Below are 22,381 nucleotides of genomic sequence, written 5' to 3'. Positions count from 1 at the left end.
CATGACACGGAGCAGTACCCACCGTGTCCCCCGCCAACGCCTCGGCGTGCTGCTGGCCTGTCTGCTGGCGCTGCCGGCAGCGCAGGCGGCCGTGATCGGCGTGAAACCTGGGGAGAGCATCCAGGCCGCCATCGACAGGGCTCAGCCCGGCGATGTGGTCGAAGTGCAGCGCGGCCGCTATGAAGAGAACCTGCGCATCGAAAAGACCATCACGCTGCGCGGCATCAACCGTCCGCGCGTGAGCGGCGGCGACAAGGACGACACCATCCGCGTGACGGCGCCCGATGTCGTGATCGAAGGCATGATCGTCTCCGACTCCGGCGGCAGCCTGCTCAAGCAGAACGCCGGCATCTACATCCAGCCCGGCGCGCACCGCGCCAAGGTGCAGAACTGCTGGCTCAACTACAACCTGTTCGGCTTGTGGATCGAGAAGGCCGACGATGTGCAGGTGCTGAACAACAACATCACCGGCAAGCGCGATTTCGACAGCGCTCAGCGCGGCAACGGCGTCCAGCTCTACAACACCAAGGGCGCGAAGATCATCGGCAACCAGGTGAGTTTCGTGCGCGATGCGCTCTACATCGACGTGTCGCACCATGCGGAGTTCAAGCAGAACAACATGCACCACAGCCGTTACGGCACGCACTACATGAACTCCTACTACAACGTGTGGGAAGACAACGATACCTGGGCCAACCGCAGCGGCCTGGCGCTGATGGAAGTGCGCGACCAGGTGGTGCGCAACAACCGCGCCTGGGACAACCTGGACCACGGCATCATGTTGCGCACCCTGCAGGATGCGGTGGTCGAAAACAACGTGGTGATGCGCAACGGCCGCGGCTTCTTCGTCTATGACGTGGAATACACTCAGCTCACCGGCAACGTGGTGGCCGACAACAAGATCGGCGTGCACCTGTCGGGTTCGGCCCGCAACGAGGTGGACGGGAACGACTTCATCGGCAACCAGGAGCAGATCAAGTACATCGGCACGCGCGACACGCAGTGGGGCGGCAAGCGCGGCAATTACTGGAGCAACTACCGGGGCTGGGACCGCGATACCGACGGCCGTGGCGACATCTCCTACGAGGCCAACGACGTGGTGGACCGCCTGAGCTGGCGCTACCCCATGGTGCGCCTGTTGCTGGCCAGCCCCGCAGTGCAGGTGCTGCGCATGGTGGGCCAGCAGTTCCCGGTGCTGCGCGTACCCAGTGTGGTGGAAAAGAACCCCCGTATGGAGCCGGTTACTCCCGATTGGGAAAAATGGCGCTATATGTTGACAAGGAAAATTACCCATGCCCCAAGAAGTTAACGTGGCATCGCCTGCGGGCGGGGAGCCCGTCATTACCCTGCGCAACGTGACGCGGCGTTTCGGCGCCTTCACGGCGGTGGATGACGTGTCCATGGACATCGTGCGCGGAGAAGTGTTCGGCCTGATCGGGCACAACGGCGCCGGCAAAAGCACACTGTTCAAGATGATGCTGGGCCTGCTGGCCGTGAGCAGCGGCGATATCCGGATTTCCGGTGCGCCGGTGTCGGGCAGCGGCGCCCGCGCCGTGCGCCGTCACATCGGCTACCTGCCCGAGAACGTGGCGCTGTGGGACAACCTGACCGGGCTGGAAACCCTGCACTTCTTTGCCCGCCTCAAACGCATCGACAAGGCGGAATGCCAGCCGCTGCTCGAGCGCGTGGGCCTGGGCCATGCCGGCAAGCGGCCGGTGCGCGCCTATTCCAAGGGCATGCGCCAGCGCCTGGGCTTTGCACAGGCGCTGCTGGGCAGGCCGCAGGTGCTGTTCCTGGATGAACCAACCACCGGCCTGGATCCCCATGCCATCCATTTCTTCTGGGACACGCTGGCCGAATTGCGCGACCAGGGCCTGACCATTGTGCTGACCTCGCACATCCTGGCCGAATTGCAGAACCGGGTGGACCGCGTCGCCGTGCTGACCAACGGCAAGGTACAGGCACTCGGCAGCGTCGAAGCGCTGCGAGACATGCATGACCTGCCCATCATCGTGCAGCTGCAGCTTTCGCCGCAAATGGCCACAGCCCAGCGTGATGCGCTGATCGCAGGCCTGCCGCCGCAGTTGGCCGGTCTGCCGGTGGAGCGTCAGGCCAACGGCCTGCAGTTCAGCGTGCCACGTGCCAGCAAGCTGCCGCTGCTGCAGCATGTGATGGCGTGGAATGGCGCCGTGCAGGACATCCAGGTGAGCGAGCCTTCGCTCGAAGACATGTTCTTCGGCAAGTCGACGACTCCGGTCCAACCGACGGCCACAGCCGGCAAGGAGGCATGATGGAACTGCGACAGATTGCCACCATCGCCTCCAAGGAATTCCGCGATCGCCTGCGCAACCGCTGGGTGCTGGCCGTGGCGCTGGTGTTTGCCATATTTTCACTGGTCATAGCCTATGCCGGTGGCGCCCAGCAGGGCACCGTGGGCATCCGTTCCATCGAATTCACCATCACCAGCCTGGTGAGTCTGGTGATTTACCTGGTACCGCTGATTGCGCTGCTGCTCGGCTTCGACGCCATCGTGGGCGAGCGCGAACGGGGTTCACTCGATCTGCTGCTGGCGCTGCCCATCACGCGCGGTGAACTGCTGATCGGCAAGTACCTGGGTCTGGCGCTCGCGCTGACCCTGGCGATGCTGGTGGGGCTGGCGCTGGTGGGTGTGGTGCTCACCATGCAGTTCGGCACGCGGGCCGTCTACCATTACGGCGGCTTCGTCATGAGTTCGCTGCTGATGGGGCTGGCGTTCCTGAGCATGGCGGTGCTGATGTCCGTGATCGCGCGCGACCGCACCCGCGCCTCGGGCGGCGCCGTGATCCTGTGGTTCCTGTTAGTGCTGGTGTTCGACCTGGTGCTGCTCGGCGTTCTGGTGGCCACCAGCGGACATTACGGCGGAGATGCATTTCCTTATCTGCTGTTAATGAATCCCACGGATATTTTCCGCATCATGAACGTATTCAGCACCGAAGACATCCGCAGCGCCTACGGGCTGGTGAACGTGGTGCCGCCGGTGCTGGCCAACATCTGGGTATTGACCGGCGCCATGCTGGTGTGGATTGCCGTGCCGCTGGCACTGGCCAACTGGAGATTCAAGCCATGAGCAAGACAACCTATCTGTGCCGCTGCTGCCGCGAACCGCGCACCGACCATGACGAGCGCTTCTCCGAACGCCGCCTGTTCCTGGGCCTGATGGCGCTCGCCAGCATTGCCCCGCTGGCTGCGTGCGGCTCGAAAGAGGGCGAGGGCAAATCCGGCGCCATCCAGCCGGCCCCGATCACCCAGGGCACCTCCTGCGAGCTGGACGGCATGCTGCTGGTGGACTACCCCGGCCCCAAGGGCCAGATCCACTATGCCGATGCCAAGGAGCCTGCCTTCTTCTGCGACACCATGGAGCTGCTCAACACACTCATCATCCCCGAGGTGGTGCGCAAGGTGGACGCCGCTTTCGTGCAGGACATGGGTCAGACCGACTGGGACAACCCCAAGGGCGCCTGGATCGACGCGCGCACCGCCATCTACGTGCATGGCAGCAAGCGCAAGGGCTCCATGGGGCCGACCTTTGCCAGCTTCTCGAAGGAAGAGGACGCGCAGAAATTCATCGCCGAATACGGCGGCACCCTGGTGCGCATGGCCGACATCAAGCCCGAGATGGTCGACCTGCGCGGCGGCGTGAACACCGACGACCGGATGTAAGCCCGGAGCCCGTACCGACCAGCAGCGGAGAGTGCCATGTCAGCCATCCTTCCTCCTGATTCTTCCAGCTACCGGCGCCTGTCGCGCCGCCGCCTGCTGTGGTGGGGCGGGGCGGCGCTGGTGGCAGGTGCCGGCGCAGCTGCTGGCCTGTCGCGCAACTACTGGATGTCCCTGCTCGGCGGCGACGAGGAGGAGGACATGCTGCACGTCTGCGTGGTGGCGCCTCCCTATCCCTATGACCCCGCCAGCGGCCTGCCCATGGAAGCGCCGCGCGCCATTCCCAAGGATGCGCGCTGCCCCGTATGCGGCATGTACCCGGAGCGCACGCCGGCCTGGGCGGCGCAGGTCATCTACAAGGACGGCGGCGTGCACTTCTTCGATTCGCCGGTCGATCTGCTGCAGTTCCTGAAGAACGTGCCCGGTTTCAGTCCCGGCTACACGCGGGAAGACATCATCTCGGCCTGGGTCACCTACGGCCGCACCGGCCAGTGGCTGGCGCACGACAAGGCCTGGTACGTGCATGGCTCCGATGCACTCGGCCCCATGCGCATGGGCGATCTGCCGGCCTTTCCCACACGCGAGGCGGCGCAGGAATTTGCCGGCCGGCGCGGCGGCAAGGTGCTGGCCTTTGGCGACATCACGCCCTCCATCCTCAAGAGCCTGTCGAGCGACCGTTCGCACGCCATGCACGAAAACATGTAGTAAACACACAGGAAGTTCATGAAAAAGAAAGTCATCGGGGTCACCATGGCCCCCGCTGCGCGCCAGTTTGGCAATGCCTATGAGGGCCATGTTTTCTTCGGCAGCCAGGGGCTGGGCCGGCAGATCAATCCGGTCGCGCAGGTGGACCATGTGCCGCCCGCCGGACAGCAACTGGCCGGAGGCAGCACCGATGCGCAGGCACTGCGCGGTTGCGAAATCGTCACGCTGGTGACGCGTGGCAGCGTGGAGGCCCGGGATTCTGCCGGCAACCGCGTGCAGCTGCAGCAAGGCGATGCCCAGTGGCTGACGGCGGGCAGCGGCCTGCTGCGCAGCGAAACGGTGCAGGGCGCAGAGCCGGTGGAGCTGACCCATGTGCTGGTCAACCTGCCCGCGCAATTCAAGATGACACCCCCGCACAGCCAGCACCTGGCCAGCGCGGCCATTCCGCAAGTGACGTTGCCTGAAGGCGCCGGCACGCTGCGCGTGATTGCCGGCGAATACGAAGGTCAGCTGGGCCCGGCAGAAACCGTAGGCCCCGTGCAATTGTGGACCATGGATCTGCGCCAGGGCCACAGCGCCACCGTACCGCTTCCCACCGGCTGGTATGCCGTGGTGCTGGTGCTGGATGGCCGGCTCGAGGCCAGCTACTGGCCCCATCCCGTCACCGACCGTCAGCTGGTGGTGATCGACCGCGTGGGGGACGAAGTGCTGCTCACGGCCTGGGAAGACACGCGTCTGATCCTGGTGAGCGCCGAGCCGCTGAACGAGGAAGTGGCGGGGGAAGACGGGCTGATCCTGAACACGGCGGAAGAACTGGCGCAGGCCCGCCTGGACCTTGAGGCAGGCCAGTTCGGCGCGCTGTAAGGCAAGACTGTGGTGCAGGGTGTGGCTGTGCCGCCAAGAGGCGAGCCAACTGCCAAGCCCGTGCTACACGCTTCGTGCTTTGCGCCCCGATCGAATATAAAAAAGGCGCCGCAAGCGGCGCCAAGGGAACACTTCGTCGGTGCCCGTGCCTGTGTGGCGCCGGGCAACTGCCGGCTTACTTGTAGCCGACGCGGTCCAGCATCTGCTGCACCTTCACCTGATTCTTGCCCACCACGGCAACCGGGATGGTCTCGGACTTGAACGCCTTGCCGCCCGTCATGGCCTTGAGCGCGGAGTTGTCGATGACCGCGCCATTGGCCACCGGCCATTCGTTGTTGCCATCGGCAAAGTAGCGCTGGGCCTGCGGGCTGGCCAGGTATTCCAGGAATTTCTGGGCCAGATCCTTGTTTCTGGAATGCTTGGCAACTGCACCGCCAGCGATGTTCATGTGCGTACCCCAGCTCGACTGGTTGGGGAACACTACGCCTACTTTCTCGACCACGGCGCGATCGGCCGGGTTGCTGGAGCGCATCAGGCGCGCAAGGTAGTAGGAGTTGGTCAGTGCCACGCCGCATTCGCCGCTTGCCACGGCCTTGATCTGGTCGGTGTCACCGCCCTTGGGTGCCCGCGCCATGTTGCCCACCATGCCCTGCAGCACGGCTTGCGTCTTGTCGGCGCCGATGTGCTCGACCATGGTGCTGAACAGGCTCAGGTTGTAGGGGTGCGAGCCACTGCGCGTGCAGACCTTGCCCTTGTTGTTGGCAGCTGCCAGCTTTTCGTAGCTGTCCACATCGGCCGCCTTGACATTCGCCTTGTTGTACACGATCACGCGGGCACGGGTGGAAAAGCCGAACCAGGTGCTGCCGTTGGCATGCGTGTTGTCACGGTATTGGGCCGGGATGGCTTTCTCCAGCACGGGCGACTTGATCGGGGCAAACAGGCCGTCGGCATCGGCCTTGGCCAGGCGGGAAGCGTCCACCAGCAGGATCACGTCGGCGGGGGAAGCGCTGCCCTCGGCCTTCAGGCGCTGCAGCACGCCGGCATCATCGGTGTCCACGCGGTTGATCTTGACGTTGTTGGCCTTGGCAAAAGCGTCGTACAGGGCCTGGTCGGTCTGGTAGTGGCGGGCGGAGTAGATGTTGAGGACTTTCTGCTGGGCCAGCACGGACGGTGCAGCCAGGGCAGCCGCGAGGGCAGCGGCGCCGATAGAGCCGAGGGCGAGGGTTTTGCGATTCAGAAAACGCTGGGACATGATGCGGAAAAACTCCTGGTTGGTCGTGACGGCTTCTTGCCGCGTGGGTGCCATTATACATAAAAGAATGCGAATCAATATCATTACGGATGCAAGTAGGGAAATTCCTGTTGTGACGGTGCTACTGTGGCAAGTGTGAGGGACTCGTTCGTTGATTTGGGCTTTGAGGCCGCTTTGGCTTGCGCGGGGAATGGGCCCGGCTCCGGCTCCGGCTCCGGCTCGCTGCGCTCACGAAATCGCCTGATCCGGACCCGGGCCCATTCCCCGCGCAAGCCAAAGCTGCGGCAGTGGTGCACCCCATACACTCTCTCTGTCATTCGGGGCGGACGGCACCTGCTTCGGTTGGCGTTGGGTGCGGGTTAGGCGATTTCGTGAGCGCAGCGAGCATGAGCCCAACCCGCACCCAACGCCAACCGAAGCGCCCCCCGACACCCGAATCAGCCCCACCCCTGATGCGAAACGGAAATGGAGAGGGGGAGCGGCTCAGAACAGCGGCAAAGTCGTGTCTTCGCGTGACTGTCCCTGCGTTTCGTTGTGATGCAGGGCCTCGTCATTGGGCAGCAGATTGCCCACCCGCACACCCAGCAGGCGGAACGGGCGCGTCAGGTCCACACGCTTGAGGCACTGGCCGGCGGCATGGCGGATCTCGCGGGCGTCGGCCGTGTAATGCCGGATGCTGTGGTCGCGCGTGGCGATGCGAAAATCCGGATAGCGCAGCTTGATGCCGATGGTGCGCCCCATATAGCCCTTGCGCTGCAGGTCGGCCGCTACCTGCTGGCACAGCGCGGTGAAAATCTGCCCCAGCTCGGCCTTGTCGTGCACCGCATGCAGATCGCGCTCGAATGTGGTTTCGCGGCTCATGCTGACCGGTTCGCTGTGCGTTTCCACCGGCCGGTCGTCGCGGCCCCAGGCCGCATCGTGCAGCCAGCTGCCGTAGGACTTGCCGAACTGCTCCATCAGCCAGAAGCGGTCGCGCGCGGCCAGTTCGCCGATGGTGCGGATGTCCAGCCGCTCCAGCTTCGCACCCGATTTGGGGCCGATGCCATTGATCTTGCGGCAGGACAGCGGCCAGATCAGGCTCTCCAGGTCGTCCGGCTGGACGATGCTGACCCCGTTCGGCTTGTTGAATTCGCTCGCCATCTTGGCCAGCAGCTTGTTGGGTGCCACGCCCACCGAGCAGGTCAGCTGCGTGGTCTCGAAAATCGCTTGCTGGATGCGCTGCGCCAGCACCCGGCCGCCATCCTCCTGTCCGCCAGGCACCTCGGTGAAATCGATGTACACCTCGTCCACCCCACGGTTTTCCATCACTGGCGCGATGCGTGTGATGACCGATTTGAACAGGCGCGAATAATGGCGGTAGCGCTCGAAGTTCACCGGCAGCAGGATGGCCTGCGGGCACAGACGCGCCGCCTTCATCATGCCCATGGCGGAGCCCACGCCATAGGCACGCGCCGGGTAGGTGGCGGTGGTGATCACGCCGCGACCGGTATAGCTGCCGAGGCGGTCGAACGCATCGACGGGAATGTCCGCATGGCGCTCGCCGTACTGTTCGCGCAGCGCGAGGTCGTTGCGGCTCGGACTGCCGCCAATCACCACCGGCAGGCCCTTGAGTTGCGGATAGCGCAGCAGTTCGACCGATGCGAAGAAGGCATCCATGTCGAGGTGCGCGATGCGGCGGGGCAGCGGGGCGGGCTGGCTCATGGGGCAACAAAGCAAGACAGCCACGCGCCGCTGGATGCGGGCACGTGGCTGTGTAGGCGGATCGGGCCGGAATCAGGGAGCGGCGTTGACCACCTCGCTGCCCGTGCCGGTGCGGATGGTGCCGGCAGCGGCGGCGCGTTCCTGGTCGTTGGCGAAGGGGCCGATCAGCACGCGGAAATTGACGCCGCGCGGTGCCACGAAGACCTTGCCGGCCATACTGGGCACCTTGGTGCGGATGTTGTCGGCAGCGCGGTCGGCATTGGCCTGGGAGGAAAAGGTGCCGGCCTGCAGGTGCAGGCCATTCAGCGGAGCACCGGCCAGCGGCTGGCCGGTTACCTGCGAGCTGCCCACGGCACTGGTCGTGGCACCCGGAGCGGGCGTGCCTGCGCCGTCGGGATGGATGCTGGCATCGACCACCGGCACATTGCTATCGGTGCTCGGCGGCAGGTTGATGTTGGTGCAGGCCGCCAGCGACAGGGCGGAGGTGGCCAGCAGCAGGCTGGCAGCGCGCGTGAAAGTCAGGGTCATGTGCATGGATCCGGAAAAAGGATTACATGAAACGCCCGACCGCTGCGGCAGCATCGAAACCGCGCCCAGTCAGGCAACACCTTATTGTGCCCCATTCGCAGCGCCGCCCGCGGGGCGCGCGGGAAAGCAAATGGTATGCGCTTGTGACACGCAGCAGGCCCATCAGGCCACCGGGTAAGTTCCCTGGAGCAGGATGCTGCGATCCACCTGGTTGATGTCGGTATGGCCGCAGAAGGCCATGCTCACATCCAGCTCGTTGTGGATGATCTTGAGCGCCTTGGTCACGCCGGCTTCGCCCATGGCGCCCAGCCCGTACAGGAAGGCACGGCCGATCCAGGCGCTGCGGGCACCCAGTGCCCAGGCCTTGAGCACGTCCTGGCCGCTGCGGATGCCGCCGTCCATGTGCACCTCGATATCCTTGCCCACGGCATCGACGATGGCCGGCAGGGCGTTGATGGAACTGGGTGCGCCATCGAGCTGGCGGCCGCCGTGGTTGCTGACGACAATGGCGTCGGCACCACTTTCCACTGCAAGACGCGCATCTTCCTTGTCCATGATCCCTTTCAGGATGATTTTTCCACCCCAAAGTTTCTTGATTTCCTCGATGTCATTCCAGCTCAGCGCTGGATCGAACTGCTCGGCAGTCCAGGAGGCCAGCGAGGACATGTCGCTCACGCTCTTCGCGTGGCCGACGATGTTGCGGAAGGTGCGGCGCGAGGTGCCCAGCATGCCCAGGCACCAGCGCGGCTTGGTCGCCAGGTTGATCAGGTTGGCAATGGTGGGCTTGGGCGGGGTGGAGAGGCCGTTCTTCAGGTCCTTGTGGCGCTGTCCCAGCACCTGCAGGTCGAGCGTGACCACCAGCGCCGAGCAGTTGGCGGCCTTGGCGCGATCGATCAGGTTGCGCATGAAGTCCTTGTCCTTCATCACATAGAGCTGGAACCAGAACGGATGGCCGCCGGTGGCTTCGCTCACGTCCTCGATGGAGCAGATGCTCATGGTGGACAGGGTGAAGGGAATGCCGAATTGTTTGGCTGCACGCGCGGCCAGCATTTCGCCGTCGGCATGCTGCATGCCGGTCAGGCCGGTGGGGGCGATGGCTACCGGCATCGCCACGCGCTCGCCCAGCATGGTGGTAGCGGTGCTGCGGTTGTCCATGTTCACGGCCACGCGCTGGCGGAATTTGATCGGCTGGAAGTCGGCCTCGTTGGCCCGGTAGGTGGACTCGGTCCAGGAGCCGGCGTCGGCGTAGTCGTAGAACATGCGCGGCACGCGCTTCTCGGCCAGCACGCGCAGGTCTTCAATACAGGTGATGACGGACATGGAATATCTCCTCTATGCAGGCTCCGGCAATGCGGGGATGCTTATTGTTTAACGGGAATGGTCGCACAACGGCGGGTGCGGCACAAGGCGTGTCATGGTAGTGCGATCCCGGAAAAAAAGGCGGTACTTTTGGATGAAATCCGCGAGAGGCGATTGAGGAAATTTTGAGGGCTTGCGGGCTGGTTGCGAGGTGTTCCCGTTTACGTTCCTGGGGCACTTGGCACTTGGCACTTGGCACTTGGCACTTGGCACTTGGCACTTGGCACTTGGCACTCGACATTCATCGCGCATGGGTGCAGCGGCGCAGCGCTGCAGGGGTCCGTCACGGGCGACCGCTTGTACCGTTTGCGCCGGTCCGAACGCCAGCCCCCCGCACTTCGATTCCCACCCGATCCAGCACCTTGCCGTCTCCCTGGCGCAATTCCACGCTATGGCGTCCCGGCCAGGGCAGCCAGCCGACTGCGTTCCCCTGGCCGATGCGCTTGCCGCTGATCCACCATTGCGCGTTGGGGACCCGGGTGCGCAACATCAGGCGCTGGCGCTCGGGCGGGATGTCGGGGTCGAGGGCGAGGATGGTGCCGTCGCTCGGGCTGTCGATGCGGGCGAGGGCGCTGGCGGAGGTGCGCCCGGCCTGTGGGGCGACGGCAAACACGGCCTGTTCGGTACCGGTGATGAACCATTCGGTGCGTGGCGGTTCGCGCAGTGAGGCTCCGGCGCTGGGGGGAACGTCGAAGCGCACCTGGCGGCTGACGACGCCCGGCGGCGGCATTGGAGCCCGGCTGGGCGTGCTGGCGTGCAGGTGCTGCATCAGCGCCGCCCAGATCGGGGCTGCGCCGCTGGTGCCGCTCACGTCCCACATCGCATCGCCACGCGCATTGCCTACCCAGACGCCAATGGTGTAGCGCTGGCTCCAGCCGACCACCCAGTTGTCGCGCATGTCCTTGCTGGTGCCGGTTTTCACGGCAGTCCAGAAGCGCGTGTGCAGCAGGCTGTTGGGGCCGAAGGTGACCAGGCGTGCGTTGTTGTCGGACAGGATCTGGCCGACGATGAAGGCGGCGCGCTCGTCGATGGCCTGGCGGAAGGCGGGGTTGCCTGTTGCAGGCTGTGAGGTGGAGAACCCGCCTGCCCCTGTGGTGGCGGAAGCCGCGTTGCCACCATCCCCTGCGTTGGCAGCCGGTGCGTTGGGGAGCTGCATGCGCACCTCGGCCCAGCGCCCGCCATTGGCCAGCGCGCGATAGGCATTGGTCAGTTGCAGCAGGTTCATCTCCGGGCTGCCGAGCGCCAGGCTGTAGCCGTAGTAGTCACCAGTGCGGGCCAGGGCAATGCCCAGTTGCCGCAGCTGGCGTGCAAACGGATTGACACCCACCATGCCGATGGTGCGCACGGCCGGCACATTCAGCGAGTTGCCCAGTGCGGTGCGCACCGATACCCAGCCCTTGAAGTGGCGGTCGTAGTTCTGCGGAATGTAGAGGCCGCTTTGCGTCGGAATCGCGGCGGGCGAATCGTGCAGCAGCGAGGCTGCGGTCAGCCGGCGTTCGGCAATCGCCTGGGCATAGAGCAGGGGTTTGAGCGTGGAGCCCGGCTGGCGCGGCGCCAGCACGGCATCGACTTCGGGGCTGTGGCTGGTGCGCACCGACGCGCCGACCCAGGCCAGTACGTCCCCACTGGCGGTGTCCAGCACCAGCACGGCGCCGTCCTGCACATTGCGGCCCGCAAGTTCGTGCATCTGGCGCAGCAGTTGCTGCGTGGCAAGGCGTTGCAAGGGGGCGGACAGCGTGCTGCGCAACCGGGTGCCGGCCGGCTGCCCGCTCAGCAACCTGCGTGCCAGATGCGGCGCGTTGCCATCGCTCGGCGCCCAGGCCTTGCGCTGCATCACGCCGGCTGCATACAAGCCCAGGCTGTCGCATAGCACGGCGCTGCGTGGGGTTTTCTGCATGGATGCCAGCACGCCGCAGGCCCGTTGCCCGACGGCATCCGGCCCGGCATTGGGAGCACGCACCAGCGCGGCGGTAATGGCGGCTTCACGCGCATCCAGGCCGTGCGCGGCCTTGCCGAACAGGGTGCGGCTGAGCGCGTCGATGCCGACGATCTCGCCGCGAAACGGCACCAGGTTGAGATAGGCCTCGAGGATCTCGTCCTTGCGCCAGCGCCCATCCAGCATGCGCGCCGAGGCCGCCTGGCCGAACTTCTGCAGCAGCGTACGGCCACCCTGGCCGCGCTTCAGGTCGTCGTCGATCAGGCCGACCAGCTGCATGGTGATGGTGGAAGCGCCGCGCGTGCGGGTGTTCCACAGATTGCCCCAAGCGGCCGCGCCTGCCGCTTGCCAGTCCACGCCGCTGTGTTCGTAGAAGCGCTTGTCTTCGCTCAGCAGCAGGGCGGTGCGCAAGGCGGGTGACACATCGGCCAGCGCCACCCACTGGCCGCGTCGCACCTGGGGATTGGTACGCAGCCGGTGCACGATCTCGCCGTTGCGATCCAGCAGCAGGGATTCGGAGGAGACGAAATCCTGCCGTACTTGGGCAAAGCTGGGCAGCGCGTGGGCTGCGGGGGTATACAGCACCGCACTTCCTGCCAGCAGAGCCGAGCCGAATGCATGAATGCGTGCACGGCCGATCACTTGGAGCAGGATCGCTCCGACGCCTGTGCCAAGCGGTCGTGCGCCGGACTCCGCGCGGCGCAGGGCTGCGCCGCGACCCTGTGCAATCCAGGGCGAATCCGGGCCTTGCAACAAGCGGCGTGCTTTCGCCGCCAGCGATCCTTTCAGACCGTCAGCCAACTCAGCGCGCCTCCACCTTCACCGCCGCATTGGGCGCCACGCCGAACACTTCCGGCGCATAGAGCGCTTCCACGCGCGTGGCGGGCTGGGCAAACTGGCCCACGTTGTTCAGCCGCACCGTGTATTCGATGCTGGTCGTGCCCTGCGGCAGATACTCGTAGTAGGCGCGGTAGGCCTCGAAGCTGCGTTCCACAAAGGCCAGCCAGCCGCGACCACTGGCGCGCTCGCCCTCGGTGGCAATGGCCGAGTCACGGCCCAGGCCGCTGCCCAGCACGGTGGCGCCAGCCGGAATCGGGTCGCTTACTGCCACCCAGGTCATGTCGGTAGCCGCATTGATGTCCAGGCGCACACGCCAGATATCGCCACGGCTGGTCTTGCCGGGTACGGCCTGCTGAACCGGCGTCACCGTCTTCTTCACGCTGTAGCCGGCCGACACGGGCGCCTTCACCGGCACCGCCGCCAGCGCCTGCACCGTGGCCCAGGGCTTGCCGCTGCCTTGCTGCTGCAGGCTCAGCGTCTGGGCTGCCGCGCCGGGCGCGTTCTGCCAGGGCAGGAAGGCAGTGTTGTTGGTGTACATGCGCTCGGTCGCCGGGGCGCCGAACCAGTGACTGCCACGGGCCTGGGCGCTGGCACCCAGGCGCGCGACCTTGCTCCAGTCGATGGTCTGCTCGCTGCCGCCCATGCGCAGCAGCGTCTTTCCGCTCACCGGGCCGGCCTCGACCTTGGCGGCAAAACGCTCCAGCGCCAGGCCACCCCACAGGTTGGCATTGGTGGTCTGCCAGGCACCGTTCTTCTGTCGCGCGATGAAGCCATTGACCAGCAGCGGCAGCTCGTTCTGCCAGTCCGGATCGTTCACCACGGCCAGGATCAGGCGCGCGCTGTTCACGTCGCCGTTCTGCATCAGCCACCACCAGTAGTCATCGCGCTCGGTGCTGAACTGCAGGCGCGTGCCCTGGTAGCTCAGGCGCGCGCGCAGGATCTGGTTGGCTTCGGTCAGCAGCGTGTCGCGGTCGGGCACGGACGGCATGCGCTGCAGGACGCTCAGCCAGTCGATCACCGCATGCGTGGGCCACTGGTTGGGCGCGATGGTGATGCTGGTGAGCATGCGCGGCTGCGCCTTGCCATAGCGGGCCAGCGCCTCGATGGCGGCGATCTTTCGCACGTCGCGGTCGTTGCGCGGGCTCCAGAAGTCGCGCTCGATGCGGCCTTCGACGAACCTGGTCAGTCCGCCCAGCATGCTGTCGCGCGCGGCAGGCGACAGCTGCCAGCGTGGATTCAGCGAGCCGGCTTCATGCGAACTGGCCAGCAGGTGAGCGGTGAGCGTATCGCTGCCGCGGGCGCGGCCGCCTTCCTGCGGCGGGAAGTAGCTGGCCAGGCCGTCGGCGTCCAGATAGGTGGGCAACTCATTCAGAATGCCCTGCCACATCGCGTTGTCGCGCAGGCCGATGGCCTTGCTCGCCTTCTGCTCCAGGCAGACGTAGGGATAGTTGGCAAACCAGTCGCGCACGCCCGGCAGGCTTTCGGCCAGCGAGGGCTGCAGCGCGATCTTCACGCCGCCCTGGGCCGCCTTGCCATCGGCCAGGGCCAGGCTTTGCGGGGGCGGCGCCAGGCTGATGCTCTTGTCATCCACCTGCACCAGCATGCCCTGCTGCACCGTCAGTGGCACGTCCGGGATGATGCGCTGGCTCATCTTCAGGGCATCGGCTGCCTTGCTGCCGGCGGTGTCGCGTGCGCTCACTTCCCAGACGATCTCCTGCGTGCGCGTCGCGGTCAGTTGCGGGGGAGCCGTCACGTCCCAGGCAATCTCGTGCGAACCACCGGCGGGAATGGTCACGCTCTGCGGTTTCAGTTCGAGCAGGGTGGCCTTTGGCGTGACCTCGACCTGCATGTCCTTTTTGGTGGTATTGCGCAGCGTAATCTGGGCGCGATATTGGTCGCCCTCGCGCACCAGCGGCGGCAGGCCGCTGATGATCTGCAGATCCTGCGTGGTGCGGATGCTGGCTTCGCCGGTGCCGAACAGGTCCTGGCCGCTGTCGGCCACGGCTACCACTTTGAAGCGGGTCAGGGCGTCATTCAGCGGCACGGTGATGCGGGCCTGGCCGTTGGCATCGAGCTGCACGCGCGGATTCCACAGCAGCAGGGTGTCCAGAAGTTCGCGTGTGGCGGCGCCGTTGCCGCCATCACCGCCAGCCGGCACAGCCTTGCGGCCATAGTGGCGGCGGCCGATGATTTCCATCTGCGCGGTAGCGGTTTCCACGCCCCATGCGCGTTGCTGGAACATGGCATGCAGCAGGTCCCAACTGGTGTTGGGCTTGAGCTCCAGCAGGGCCTGGTCGACCGCGGCCACGGCCACTTCGGCATGGGCGGCGGGCTTGCCATCAGGAGTCTTGGCACTGATCAGCACCTGCGCTTGCTGGCGTACCTGGTAGGCTTCCTTGTCGGGCTGTACGCTCACCTGCAGGGCATGGCCTTCCACACCCACGTTCAGAGCGGCCATGCCCAGGCGGAAGGCGGGCTTGCTCAGGTCGACCAGCGGCGTGGGTGCGACGTATTCCTTGCCGTCATGCCAGAAGGCGCGCCACCATTCGCGTGGTGCCTTGTAGCCCCAGGTGAAGAAGCTGTACCAGGGCACGTCGCGCAGGCGGCCACGCAGGGCGAGCACGCTCACGTATACGTTCGGCCCCCATTCGGGCTGGATCTTCAGTTTGACGGTCGGATCCTTGCCGTTCAGCTCCACCACCTCGCTGTGCAGAATGCCTTCGCGCTCCACGCTGAGCAGGGCAGTGGCATAGCGGAAGGGCATGCGCACCTGCAGCTGGGCGGTTTCGCCGGGCTGGTAGTCGCGTTTTTCGGGCAGCACGTCCATGCGGTCGTGGTCTTCGCCGCCGAACCAGATCTCGCCCTGGCGCGTGACGGTGACGCTGGTGCTGGCCTCGGTGCTGCGGCCTTCGCCGTCGGTGGCGCTGGCGACCAGCTCCACCTCGCCGGGCTCATCGACCCTGGCGTTGCACACCAGCAGGCCGCGGCTGTCGCTCTTGCCGCTGCACAGGATGCCCAGGTCCTTGCTGCTGTCCTGGTTGTCGTAGGTGTAGAAGCCGCCCACCAGACGCTTGCGGCTGGTGACGGTGCTGTGCGCCACGCCGCGCACGGCCAGCTTCACGTCCTTGAGCGGCTTGCCATGCACATCCAGCGCCAGTGCCTGGAACTTCAGGTCCTTGTCCACCGACACCCAGTACTCGGTCTTGATGCCGGCGACTACCGCTGCCGGCCAGATGCGCTGCCGACTCTGCAGGGTCTGGATTTCGCCATTGGGATCGCTGTAGCTGGCTTCCAGCGTCACGTCCTGCGGCTGGCCGCTCTTGGGAATGTTGGGAATCTTCACCTGGCCGGCGCCGTCCTTGCCCAGCGTCAGTGCCAGGCGGTCGGCCAGCAGCTGCGTCTTGCTGGCGGGGGCGTCCTCGTCTTCGCTGTCGTCCTCGGTCTGGCGCGACCAGCGTTCGCTCTTGCTGAAGCTGAAGCCGCCGTAGTCGTCAAACCAGGCATAGGCCGGCTTGATGCTGGCCGACACCTGCACCGGCAGGCCGCTGGCGGCGCCGCCATTCAGGTAGGCCAGCTGCACCTGCACCGGCAGCTCGGTGCTGCCCACCAGGGTGTCCTTCTGCACCGGCGCGATGCTGCCGTGCATGGTGGGCAGGCGGAATTCCTCCACGCGGAATTCGCCGCTGTCGAGTTCATAGGGCTCGCCCTTGCGGTCCTTGCCGATTTGCGCCACACGGTAGTGGCCGAGCTTGGCCGCCTTGGGAGTCTCCCAGGTGGATTCAGCGGTCTGCCCGCCCGTGGCGGTGGTACGCCAGACCAGCGGCAGTTCGATGCTTTCATCGCTGCCAACGTGGGTAATGCGCAGCTGCGTCGGCATCTGTCCCGCGGCGGCCAGCCCGCGCAGGGTTTCGGTGCGCAGGTAGTGCTTCATCGAGACGGTTTCGCCGGCACGCAATAGCGTGCGGTCGAGCACGGTGTGGGCGCGCAGGTCGGGTTTGGGATCGCTGCTGGTGGGCACGTCGAAACGCCAGCTTTCGATGCCGCGGTTCCAGTCGCTCCAGACGAAGGCCATGTCGGTGCCGCCCTTGTCGTCGGCGGCACGGGCGCTGACGAACAGGGCGCTCTCCTGGTCGTACTCGCCACACCTGGGCGCCTCGATGGCCTGCTCATGGCGCCAGATGCCCTTGGCATCGGTCTTGCCGGAGGCCAGCAGCTTGCCATTGCAGCCGCTCACCGCCACGCTGGCGTTGGGGACGGGCTTGCCGTTGTCCAGCCGAGTGACCCAGGCCAGCGAGCCGGCGCGGCCATGCTTGAAGTGCACGCCCAGATTGGTCACCAGTGCGCTGGTGCGTACATACATGGTGCGTTGCTTGAAACGGGGGTCCAGCAGATTCTGGCCAAGGACGGGCGAGGCGATTTCCAGCACATGGAAGCCCGGCTGCAGCGGAATGCCGACCACCTCGAACGGGCGTGGATCGCCGCCTTCGGGCTTGGGCAGCTCGGTGGCCCTGGCGCCGCCGGCCTGGGCCAGCAGCGAGACCATGCGCGCCTGCACCATGCTGGGCGGAATGTCGGTCTGCTCGTCGTCATTGGACTCGGGCAGTGCCGGCGGCAGCGTCTGGATGCCGTCCTTGCGCGCCTTGGTGCGCTCCACCAGCTCGCCGTCATAGTCGCGCACGAGCTGGTACCAGCGAATGATTTCGGCGTCGCTTTCGGGCGTGAGAGTGCGTACCGTACCGCCCGGCTGCAGCGCCTTCACAGCCGGGGCGGCTTCCACCTTGCGCAGCGTGATGGGCAGCAGGGCGGGGCCATCCGGGCCTTCGGCAAAGCGCTCGACCACGCCAAAGGGGGCGGCCGCAAACTTGGCCAGCGGCGGCATGGGGCCGGTACGCACCATGAGCGGGAAGCTGTCGGCATTCTGCAGCGGGCGGCCGGCGTCATCCTTGAGCCCGGCAGGCAGTACCAGTTGTGCCGTGCTCTGCTCGGGCAGGGCGGGCTTGAAACGGATCTCCTCCACGCTGGCCGCCTTGGCTTCATCCGCGCTGAAATCCGGTTGCAGCGTGGTGTTGCCACTGCGCAGCACCACCTGTTTGGCCCAGTTCATGGGCACCGGAGCATTGAACTCGAGCCGTACCGGACGGATCGGCAGGCAGGCCGCCTGTGCATTCGGCCGCTCGCAACTGAAGGTGGCTTCGAAGGGCGGGCGTACCTTGAACTTCCAGTTCTGCGGCTGCGGACTGGTCAGGCCGCCCGGGCTGCGATAGCTGCCCAGGGTGAGGGAGACGGCAGCGCTTTGCGGAAGCGTGCGGTTGCACTGCAGCACCACAAAACGGTCGGGCTGCTTTTCGGCCTCTTTGGCAAACCAGCGCGACTTGAGGATGGCCGCGCGGTCATCGCCGCTGATCACGCGCGTGGGCACTTGTTCGCCGATACCTTCCACTTCGCAATGGCTGGCTGCCTGCACGCTGGCGGCATCGACGGCACCATTGAAACGCAGCACAAAGGCCTGGCTCTCGTCGATACTGCCGCCACCGGGGCTGATTGTCTGCACGAAGGGGGCGCCTGTGTGGAACTGCGCCGTGGTGGTTTCCAGCGTTTCGCCGGTGGGTGAGCGGAAACCGGGGCTGCTCTTGGCCGTGCAGCGCACATCGGCGGGCAGATAGTCGTCGAAATCCGCCGCCCATGAGGACGGATTGCGCCAGGCACCGTTGTAGCGCGGGATGGCAATCTGCTTGTTGGTGCTGGTACAGCTGATGCTGAATGGAGCCGGTGCTTCCGGATTGCCGGCGGTGACGGCGGGCTTGTCGAAGGTCACCACGAACTGGCGTACCTTGCTCACTTCGCCTTGCGGCGAGATGCTCAGCGGCTTGAGGGCCAGCGCCGAGCCCCCCGCGGCCAGCGCCAGCAGGGGCAGCGCCAGCCGCCAGGCGTTCCTGCCCCGGGATGGGGAAGAAGCATTATTGTCAGCAGCCGCGTCGGGCTGGGGCGATCGGGTTCCGAGGTGCGAAGTCATGTGCCAGGTCTGCCTGTGAGTGTCGTTGGACGATCCCGGAAGGGGTGCAGACGGGAAGCTGTCGCCTTGCGTCCGCAGGTGCCTATCATGCCATGCGTAAGAAAGTATTCGTCGCATTTGGCAAGAAAAAATTGCCACGTGGGAGTGTGGGGGAGGCAGATGGCAGCACCATGAAAAATGCCGGCGCTGGGGCCGGCATTGGACAGTGGAAGTGGGCTCTTATCGCTTCTTGCCGACGGAAGCCAGCTTGAGCCGCTGCACCAGCGCAATGTACTCCCCGACGATGCCACGGCGGAAGAGCATCACGCAGACCACGAAGATGAATCCGATCACCAGGTTCACCTGCTCGCCCAGGCTGTTGAACCAGTTCACCCCGGTCAGGCTGGCCAGGAAGTGCCCGATGTTGCCAAGGCGGTTCTCCAGAATCACCACGATCGTGGCCCCCACCACCGGACCCAGCAAGGTCCCCATGCCGCCAATCAGCGTCATCAGGATCACCAGACCCGACATCGACCAGTGCACATCGGTGAGCGTGGCAAAGCCCAGCACCACCGTCTTGGTCGCACCGGCCAGACCGGCCAGTGCGGCAGACAGGGTAAAGGCCAGCAGCTTGAAGCGGTCCACGTCATAGCCTAGCGAGATGGTGCGCGGCTCGTTCTCCTTGATGGCCGTGAGGATCTGCCCGTAGGGCGAATGCACCGTGCGGTAGATCAGCAGGAAGGCGGCCACCACGATGGCCAGCACCACGTAGTACATCACGAAGTCATTGCCCAGGTCGAGGATGCCGGCGATCATGCCGCGCGGCACGCCCTGCAGGCCATCTTCGCCGCCGGTGAACTTGGCCTGCAGCGCGATGAAGAAGAACATCTGCGCCAGCGCCAGCGTGATCATGGCGAAGTAGATGCCCTGGCGGCGGATGGCGATGTAGCCCATGATGACCCCGATGAGGGTGGCAAAGGCGGTGCCTGCCAGAATGCCGATGACCGGATCGGGAATCACCTGGGTCATGACCCAGCCGGTGATGTAGCCGGCGCCGCCGAGGAAGGCGGCATGGCCGAAGGAGAGCAGGCCGGTATAGCCCAGCAGCAGGTTGAAGGCGCAGGCAAACAGCACGAAGCACAGCAGCTTCATCATGAAGACGGGATACACCACGAAAGGGGCTGCCAGAGCGAGCGCAAGCAGCAAGCCGTAACCGATAGTCTTGTTCATTTTGTTGGATCCCTTTGCGTCACTTCTCTTTGCCGAACAGTCCGGCGGGGCGGAACATCAGCACCAGCACCATGATCACGAACACCACGGTGGTGGACGCCTCGGGATAGAACACCTTGGTCATGCCCTCGATCACGCCCAGGGCCAGGCCGGTGACGATGGAGCCGAGGATGGAGCCCATGCCGCCGATGACGACGACGGCAAAGACGACGATGATGAGGTTGGAGCCCATCAGGGGGCTGACCTGCAGCACGGGGGCGGCGAGCACGCCGGCGACGGCAGCGAGGGCCACACCGAGGCCGTAGGTGAGGGTGACCATGCGGGGTACGTTGATGCCGAAGGCTTCGACCAGCTTGGGATTCTCGGTGCCGGCGCGCAGCAGGGCGCCGAGCTTGGTCTTCTCGATGATGAGCCAGGTGCCCAGGCAGACGGCGAGCGATGCGAAGACGACCCACGCGCGGTAGTTGGGCAGGACCATGAAGCCCAGATCGGTGGAGCCGCGCAGCAGCTCCGGGGGGCTGTAGGACAGGCCGGAGACGCCGTACTGGGTGCGCAGCAGGCCTTCGACGACGAGGGTGATGCCGAAGGTGAGCAGCAGGCCGTAGAGGTGGTCGAGCTTGTAGAGGTGCTTGAGGAAGAGTTTCTCGATGACGATGCCGATGGCGAAGACGACCAGGGGAGCGAGAAAGAGCATGACCCAGTAGCTCAGCCCGAGGTACTGGCCGCCCATCCAGGCGATCATGGCGCCGAGCATGAACATGGCGCCGTGTGCGAAGTTGACGACGTTGAGCAGGCCGAAGATGACAGCCAGCCCGAGGCTGAGCATGGCGTAGAAGGAGCCGTTGACCAGACCGATCAGCAACTGGCTCATGACGCCCGCAAGGGGGATGCCGAAGATTTCCATGGGGGTTCAGGAGTAACAGGTGATGAAAAGCCGGTCACGGCTTGCGCCGGCAGTGGCTGCCCTCCGGGAGGGCAACCACTGCCTCACGGCATCAGGACTTCTTGACGAAGCTGCACTTGGACTCGGACAGCGGGGTGTAGGCCTGGTCGCCCGGCACGGCTTTCACCTGCTGGTAGTAGTCCCAGGGCTCCTTGGACTCGTCAGGCTTCTTCACCTGCATCAGGTACATGGTCTGCGCCAGACGGCCGTCCTCACGCACCTTGCCGTCCTTGACGAACATGTCGTTGATCGGCGTGCTCTTGATGACCTTCATCACGGCATCGCCATCGGTGGTGCCGGCCGCTTTTACGGCATTCAGCCAGGTGGTGGTGGCCGAGTAATCGGCTGCCTGCAGCATGCTCGGCATGCGGTTGAACTTCTCGAAGAAGCGCTTGGCGAACTTGCGGGAATCGTCGTCCTGGTTCCAGTACCAGCTCGTCGTGGCCAGCAGGCCTTGCGCATCCTTCAGACCCAGCGCGTGCACGTCGTTGATGAACACCAGCAGGCCGGCCAGCTTCATGTCCTTGGATAGGCCGAATTCGTTGGCGGCCTTCACGCTGTTGATGAAGTCGCCGCCGGCGTTGGCCAGACCCAGCACCTGGGCCTTGGACTGCTTGGCCTGCAGCAGGAAGGAGGAGAAGTCGGAGTTGCCCAGCGGCACCTTCACCGAGCCCAGCACCTTGCCACCGCCAGCCTCGACGATGGTGGTGGTGTCCTTTTCGAGTGAGTGGCCGAAGGCGTAGTCGGCAGTCAGGAAGTACCAGTTCTTGTCGCCACGTTCGATCAGCGCCTTGCCCGCCACGCGCGCCAGGGCCACGGTGTCATAGGCGTAGTGGACGTTGTAGGGTGTGCAGTCCTCGTTCGTCAGGCGGGCAGAGCCGGCACCGATGACGAAGTAGGGCTTTTTCTTCTCGGCCATGATCTTGGCCGTGGCCAGGGCAGTGGCGGAGTTGGTGCCGCCCACCATCATCTGCACGTTCTGCTGGTCCAGCCACTCGCGTGCCTTGGAGGCAGCGATGTCGGCCTTGTTCTGGTGGTCGGCGCTCACCAGCTCGACCTTCTTGCCCAGCACCGAGCCGCCAAAGTCGTCGATGGCCATCTGGATCGCCTCGGCGCCAGCCTTGCCATCCACGTCGGAGTACACGCCGGACATGTCGGTGGTAAAGCCGATGCGGATTACGTCACCGCCACCGCCAGCGGCAGGAGCAGCGGCGGTGGCGCCGCTGGCGCCAGAGGCCGCAGGCGCCGAGCTGCTGCCCTGCTTGCCACAGGCCACCAGCATTAGCACGGAAGCGGCCACCGCGGTCAGGCTTGCTGCTTTGTTCAGTTTCATCG

Annotated in this window: 15 protein-coding genes; 6 read left to right on the top strand and 9 right to left on the bottom strand. The window is 65.4% G+C overall.

The window, feature by feature from the left end; translation table 11 throughout:
* Window position 1 precedes the first annotated feature (1 nt).
* From ACX36O_RS08710 to ACX36O_RS08685, 6 genes are read left to right on the top strand one after another with little or no spacing between them, the layout of a single operon-like run.
* The gene (locus ACX36O_RS08710) at window positions 2–1,309 is read left to right on the top strand and encodes a nitrous oxide reductase family maturation protein NosD (RefSeq protein WP_213361080.1); all 1,308 of its coding nucleotides are present in this window, start codon (window positions 2–4) and stop codon (window positions 1,307–1,309) included.
* Entirely contained in the window at window positions 1,293–2,291 is a 999-nt protein-coding gene (locus ACX36O_RS08705) for an ABC transporter ATP-binding protein (RefSeq protein WP_213361079.1), read from the top strand. Before ACX36O_RS08710 ends, ACX36O_RS08705 begins: the two co-directional genes overlap by 17 nt.
* On the top strand, window positions 2,291–3,106 hold the full coding sequence (locus ACX36O_RS08700) for an ABC transporter permease (protein WP_213362700.1): 816 nt from the start codon (window positions 2,291–2,293) through the stop codon (window positions 3,104–3,106). Before ACX36O_RS08705 ends, ACX36O_RS08700 begins: the two co-directional genes overlap by 1 nt.
* Window positions 3,103–3,699 (top strand): nitrous oxide reductase accessory protein NosL, encoded by a 597-nt coding sequence (locus tag ACX36O_RS08695; protein WP_213361078.1) that lies wholly within the window; start codon window positions 3,103–3,105, stop codon window positions 3,697–3,699. Before ACX36O_RS08700 ends, ACX36O_RS08695 begins: the two co-directional genes overlap by 4 nt.
* A 36-nt stretch (window positions 3,700–3,735) precedes the next feature.
* The gene (locus ACX36O_RS08690) at window positions 3,736–4,401 is read left to right on the top strand and encodes a nitrous oxide reductase accessory protein NosL (protein ID WP_250131021.1); all 666 of its coding nucleotides are present in this window, start codon (window positions 3,736–3,738) and stop codon (window positions 4,399–4,401) included.
* An 18-nt stretch (window positions 4,402–4,419) separates the two neighbouring features.
* A complete protein-coding gene (locus ACX36O_RS08685; RefSeq protein ID WP_213361077.1) occupies window positions 4,420–5,265 on the top strand; it encodes a pirin family protein in 846 nt (281 codons plus the stop codon).
* A gap of 175 nt (window positions 5,266–5,440) precedes the next feature.
* Here ACX36O_RS08685 and ACX36O_RS08680 read toward each other — a convergent pair whose 3' ends face one another.
* The 9 genes from ACX36O_RS08680 to ACX36O_RS08640 form a co-directional block, all read right to left on the bottom strand.
* Window positions 5,441–6,517, bottom strand: coding sequence for an extracellular solute-binding protein (locus ACX36O_RS08680; protein ID WP_371686890.1), 1,077 nt, complete (start codon window positions 6,515–6,517; stop codon window positions 5,441–5,443).
* A gap of 483 nt (window positions 6,518–7,000) precedes the next feature.
* Window positions 7,001–8,218, bottom strand: a complete 1,218-nt coding sequence (gene dinB / locus ACX36O_RS08675) for a DNA polymerase IV (protein WP_371686891.1) — start codon at window positions 8,216–8,218, stop codon at window positions 7,001–7,003.
* A gap of 72 nt (window positions 8,219–8,290) precedes the next feature.
* The gene (locus tag ACX36O_RS08670; protein WP_213361074.1) at window positions 8,291–8,746 is read right to left on the bottom strand and encodes an SPOR domain-containing protein; all 456 of its coding nucleotides are present in this window, start codon (window positions 8,744–8,746) and stop codon (window positions 8,291–8,293) included.
* A gap of 162 nt (window positions 8,747–8,908) precedes the next feature.
* Window positions 8,909–10,066 carry an alpha-hydroxy acid oxidase gene (locus ACX36O_RS08665; protein WP_371686892.1) on the bottom strand — a complete coding sequence of 386 codons (1,158 nt, stop codon included), beginning with the start codon at window positions 10,064–10,066 and terminating at the stop codon, window positions 8,909–8,911.
* Between the two features lie 322 nt (window positions 10,067–10,388).
* Window positions 10,389–12,626: a penicillin-binding protein 1C gene (gene pbpC / locus ACX36O_RS08660; RefSeq protein ID WP_250131020.1), complete on the bottom strand. Its 2,238-nt coding sequence runs from the start codon at window positions 12,624–12,626 to the stop codon at window positions 10,389–10,391.
* 217 nt (window positions 12,627–12,843) lie between these two features.
* Complete coding sequence (locus tag ACX36O_RS08655; RefSeq protein ID WP_488359662.1) at window positions 12,844–18,894, bottom strand: alpha-2-macroglobulin family protein; 6,051 nt, start codon at window positions 18,892–18,894, stop codon at window positions 12,844–12,846.
* A 219-nt stretch (window positions 18,895–19,113) separates the two neighbouring features.
* On the bottom strand, window positions 19,114–20,103 hold the full coding sequence (locus ACX36O_RS08650; RefSeq protein WP_488359661.1) for a branched-chain amino acid ABC transporter permease: 990 nt from the start codon (window positions 20,101–20,103) through the stop codon (window positions 19,114–19,116).
* A 19-nt stretch (window positions 20,104–20,122) separates the two neighbouring features.
* Entirely contained in the window at window positions 20,123–21,007 is an 885-nt protein-coding gene (locus ACX36O_RS08645) for a branched-chain amino acid ABC transporter permease (RefSeq protein WP_213361061.1), read from the bottom strand.
* Between the two features lie 91 nt (window positions 21,008–21,098).
* Window positions 21,099–22,328 carry an ABC transporter substrate-binding protein gene (locus ACX36O_RS08640; RefSeq protein WP_434087730.1) on the bottom strand — a complete coding sequence of 410 codons (1,230 nt, stop codon included), beginning with the start codon at window positions 22,326–22,328 and terminating at the stop codon, window positions 21,099–21,101.
* Window positions 22,329–22,381: the final 53 nt, after the last annotated feature.

It is taken from the genome of Brachymonas sp. KE5 (assembly GCF_057773645.1).
This window is presented reverse-complemented; position numbering and strand designations above follow the sequence as displayed.

Coding starts and splice junctions, on each gene's coding strand:
- ACX36O_RS08645 (WP_213361061.1), bottom strand. CDS start 21,007: ATGGAAATCTTCGGCATCCCCCTTGCGGGCGTCATGAGCCAGTTGCTG.
- ACX36O_RS08690 (WP_250131021.1), top strand. CDS start 3,736: ATGTCAGCCATCCTTCCTCCTGATTCTTCCAGCTACCGGCGCCTGTCG.
- ACX36O_RS08665 (WP_371686892.1), bottom strand. CDS start 10,066: ATGTCCGTCATCACCTGTATTGAAGACCTGCGCGTGCTGGCCGAGAAG.
- ACX36O_RS08705 (WP_213361079.1), top strand. CDS start 1,293: ATGCCCCAAGAAGTTAACGTGGCATCGCCTGCGGGCGGGGAGCCCGTC.
- ACX36O_RS08680 (WP_371686890.1), bottom strand. CDS start 6,517: ATGTCCCAGCGTTTTCTGAATCGCAAAACCCTCGCCCTCGGCTCTATC.
- ACX36O_RS08700 (WP_213362700.1), top strand. CDS start 2,291: ATGGAACTGCGACAGATTGCCACCATCGCCTCCAAGGAATTCCGCGAT.
- dinB (WP_371686891.1), bottom strand. CDS start 8,218: ATGAGCCAGCCCGCCCCGCTGCCCCGCCGCATCGCGCACCTCGACATG.
- ACX36O_RS08710 (WP_213361080.1), top strand. CDS start 2: ATGACACGGAGCAGTACCCACCGTGTCCCCCGCCAACGCCTCGGCGTG.
- ACX36O_RS08640 (WP_434087730.1), bottom strand. CDS start 22,328: ATGCTGGTGGCCTGTGGCAAGCAGGGCAGCAGCTCGGCGCCTGCGGCC.
- ACX36O_RS08685 (WP_213361077.1), top strand. CDS start 4,420: ATGAAAAAGAAAGTCATCGGGGTCACCATGGCCCCCGCTGCGCGCCAG.
- ACX36O_RS08650 (WP_488359661.1), bottom strand. CDS start 20,103: ATGAACAAGACTATCGGTTACGGCTTGCTGCTTGCGCTCGCTCTGGCA.
- ACX36O_RS08670 (WP_213361074.1), bottom strand. CDS start 8,746: ATGACCCTGACTTTCACGCGCGCTGCCAGCCTGCTGCTGGCCACCTCC.
- ACX36O_RS08695 (WP_213361078.1), top strand. CDS start 3,103: ATGAGCAAGACAACCTATCTGTGCCGCTGCTGCCGCGAACCGCGCACC.
- ACX36O_RS08655 (WP_488359662.1), bottom strand. CDS start 18,894: ATGACTTCGCACCTCGGAACCCGATCGCCCCAGCCCGACGCGGCTGCT.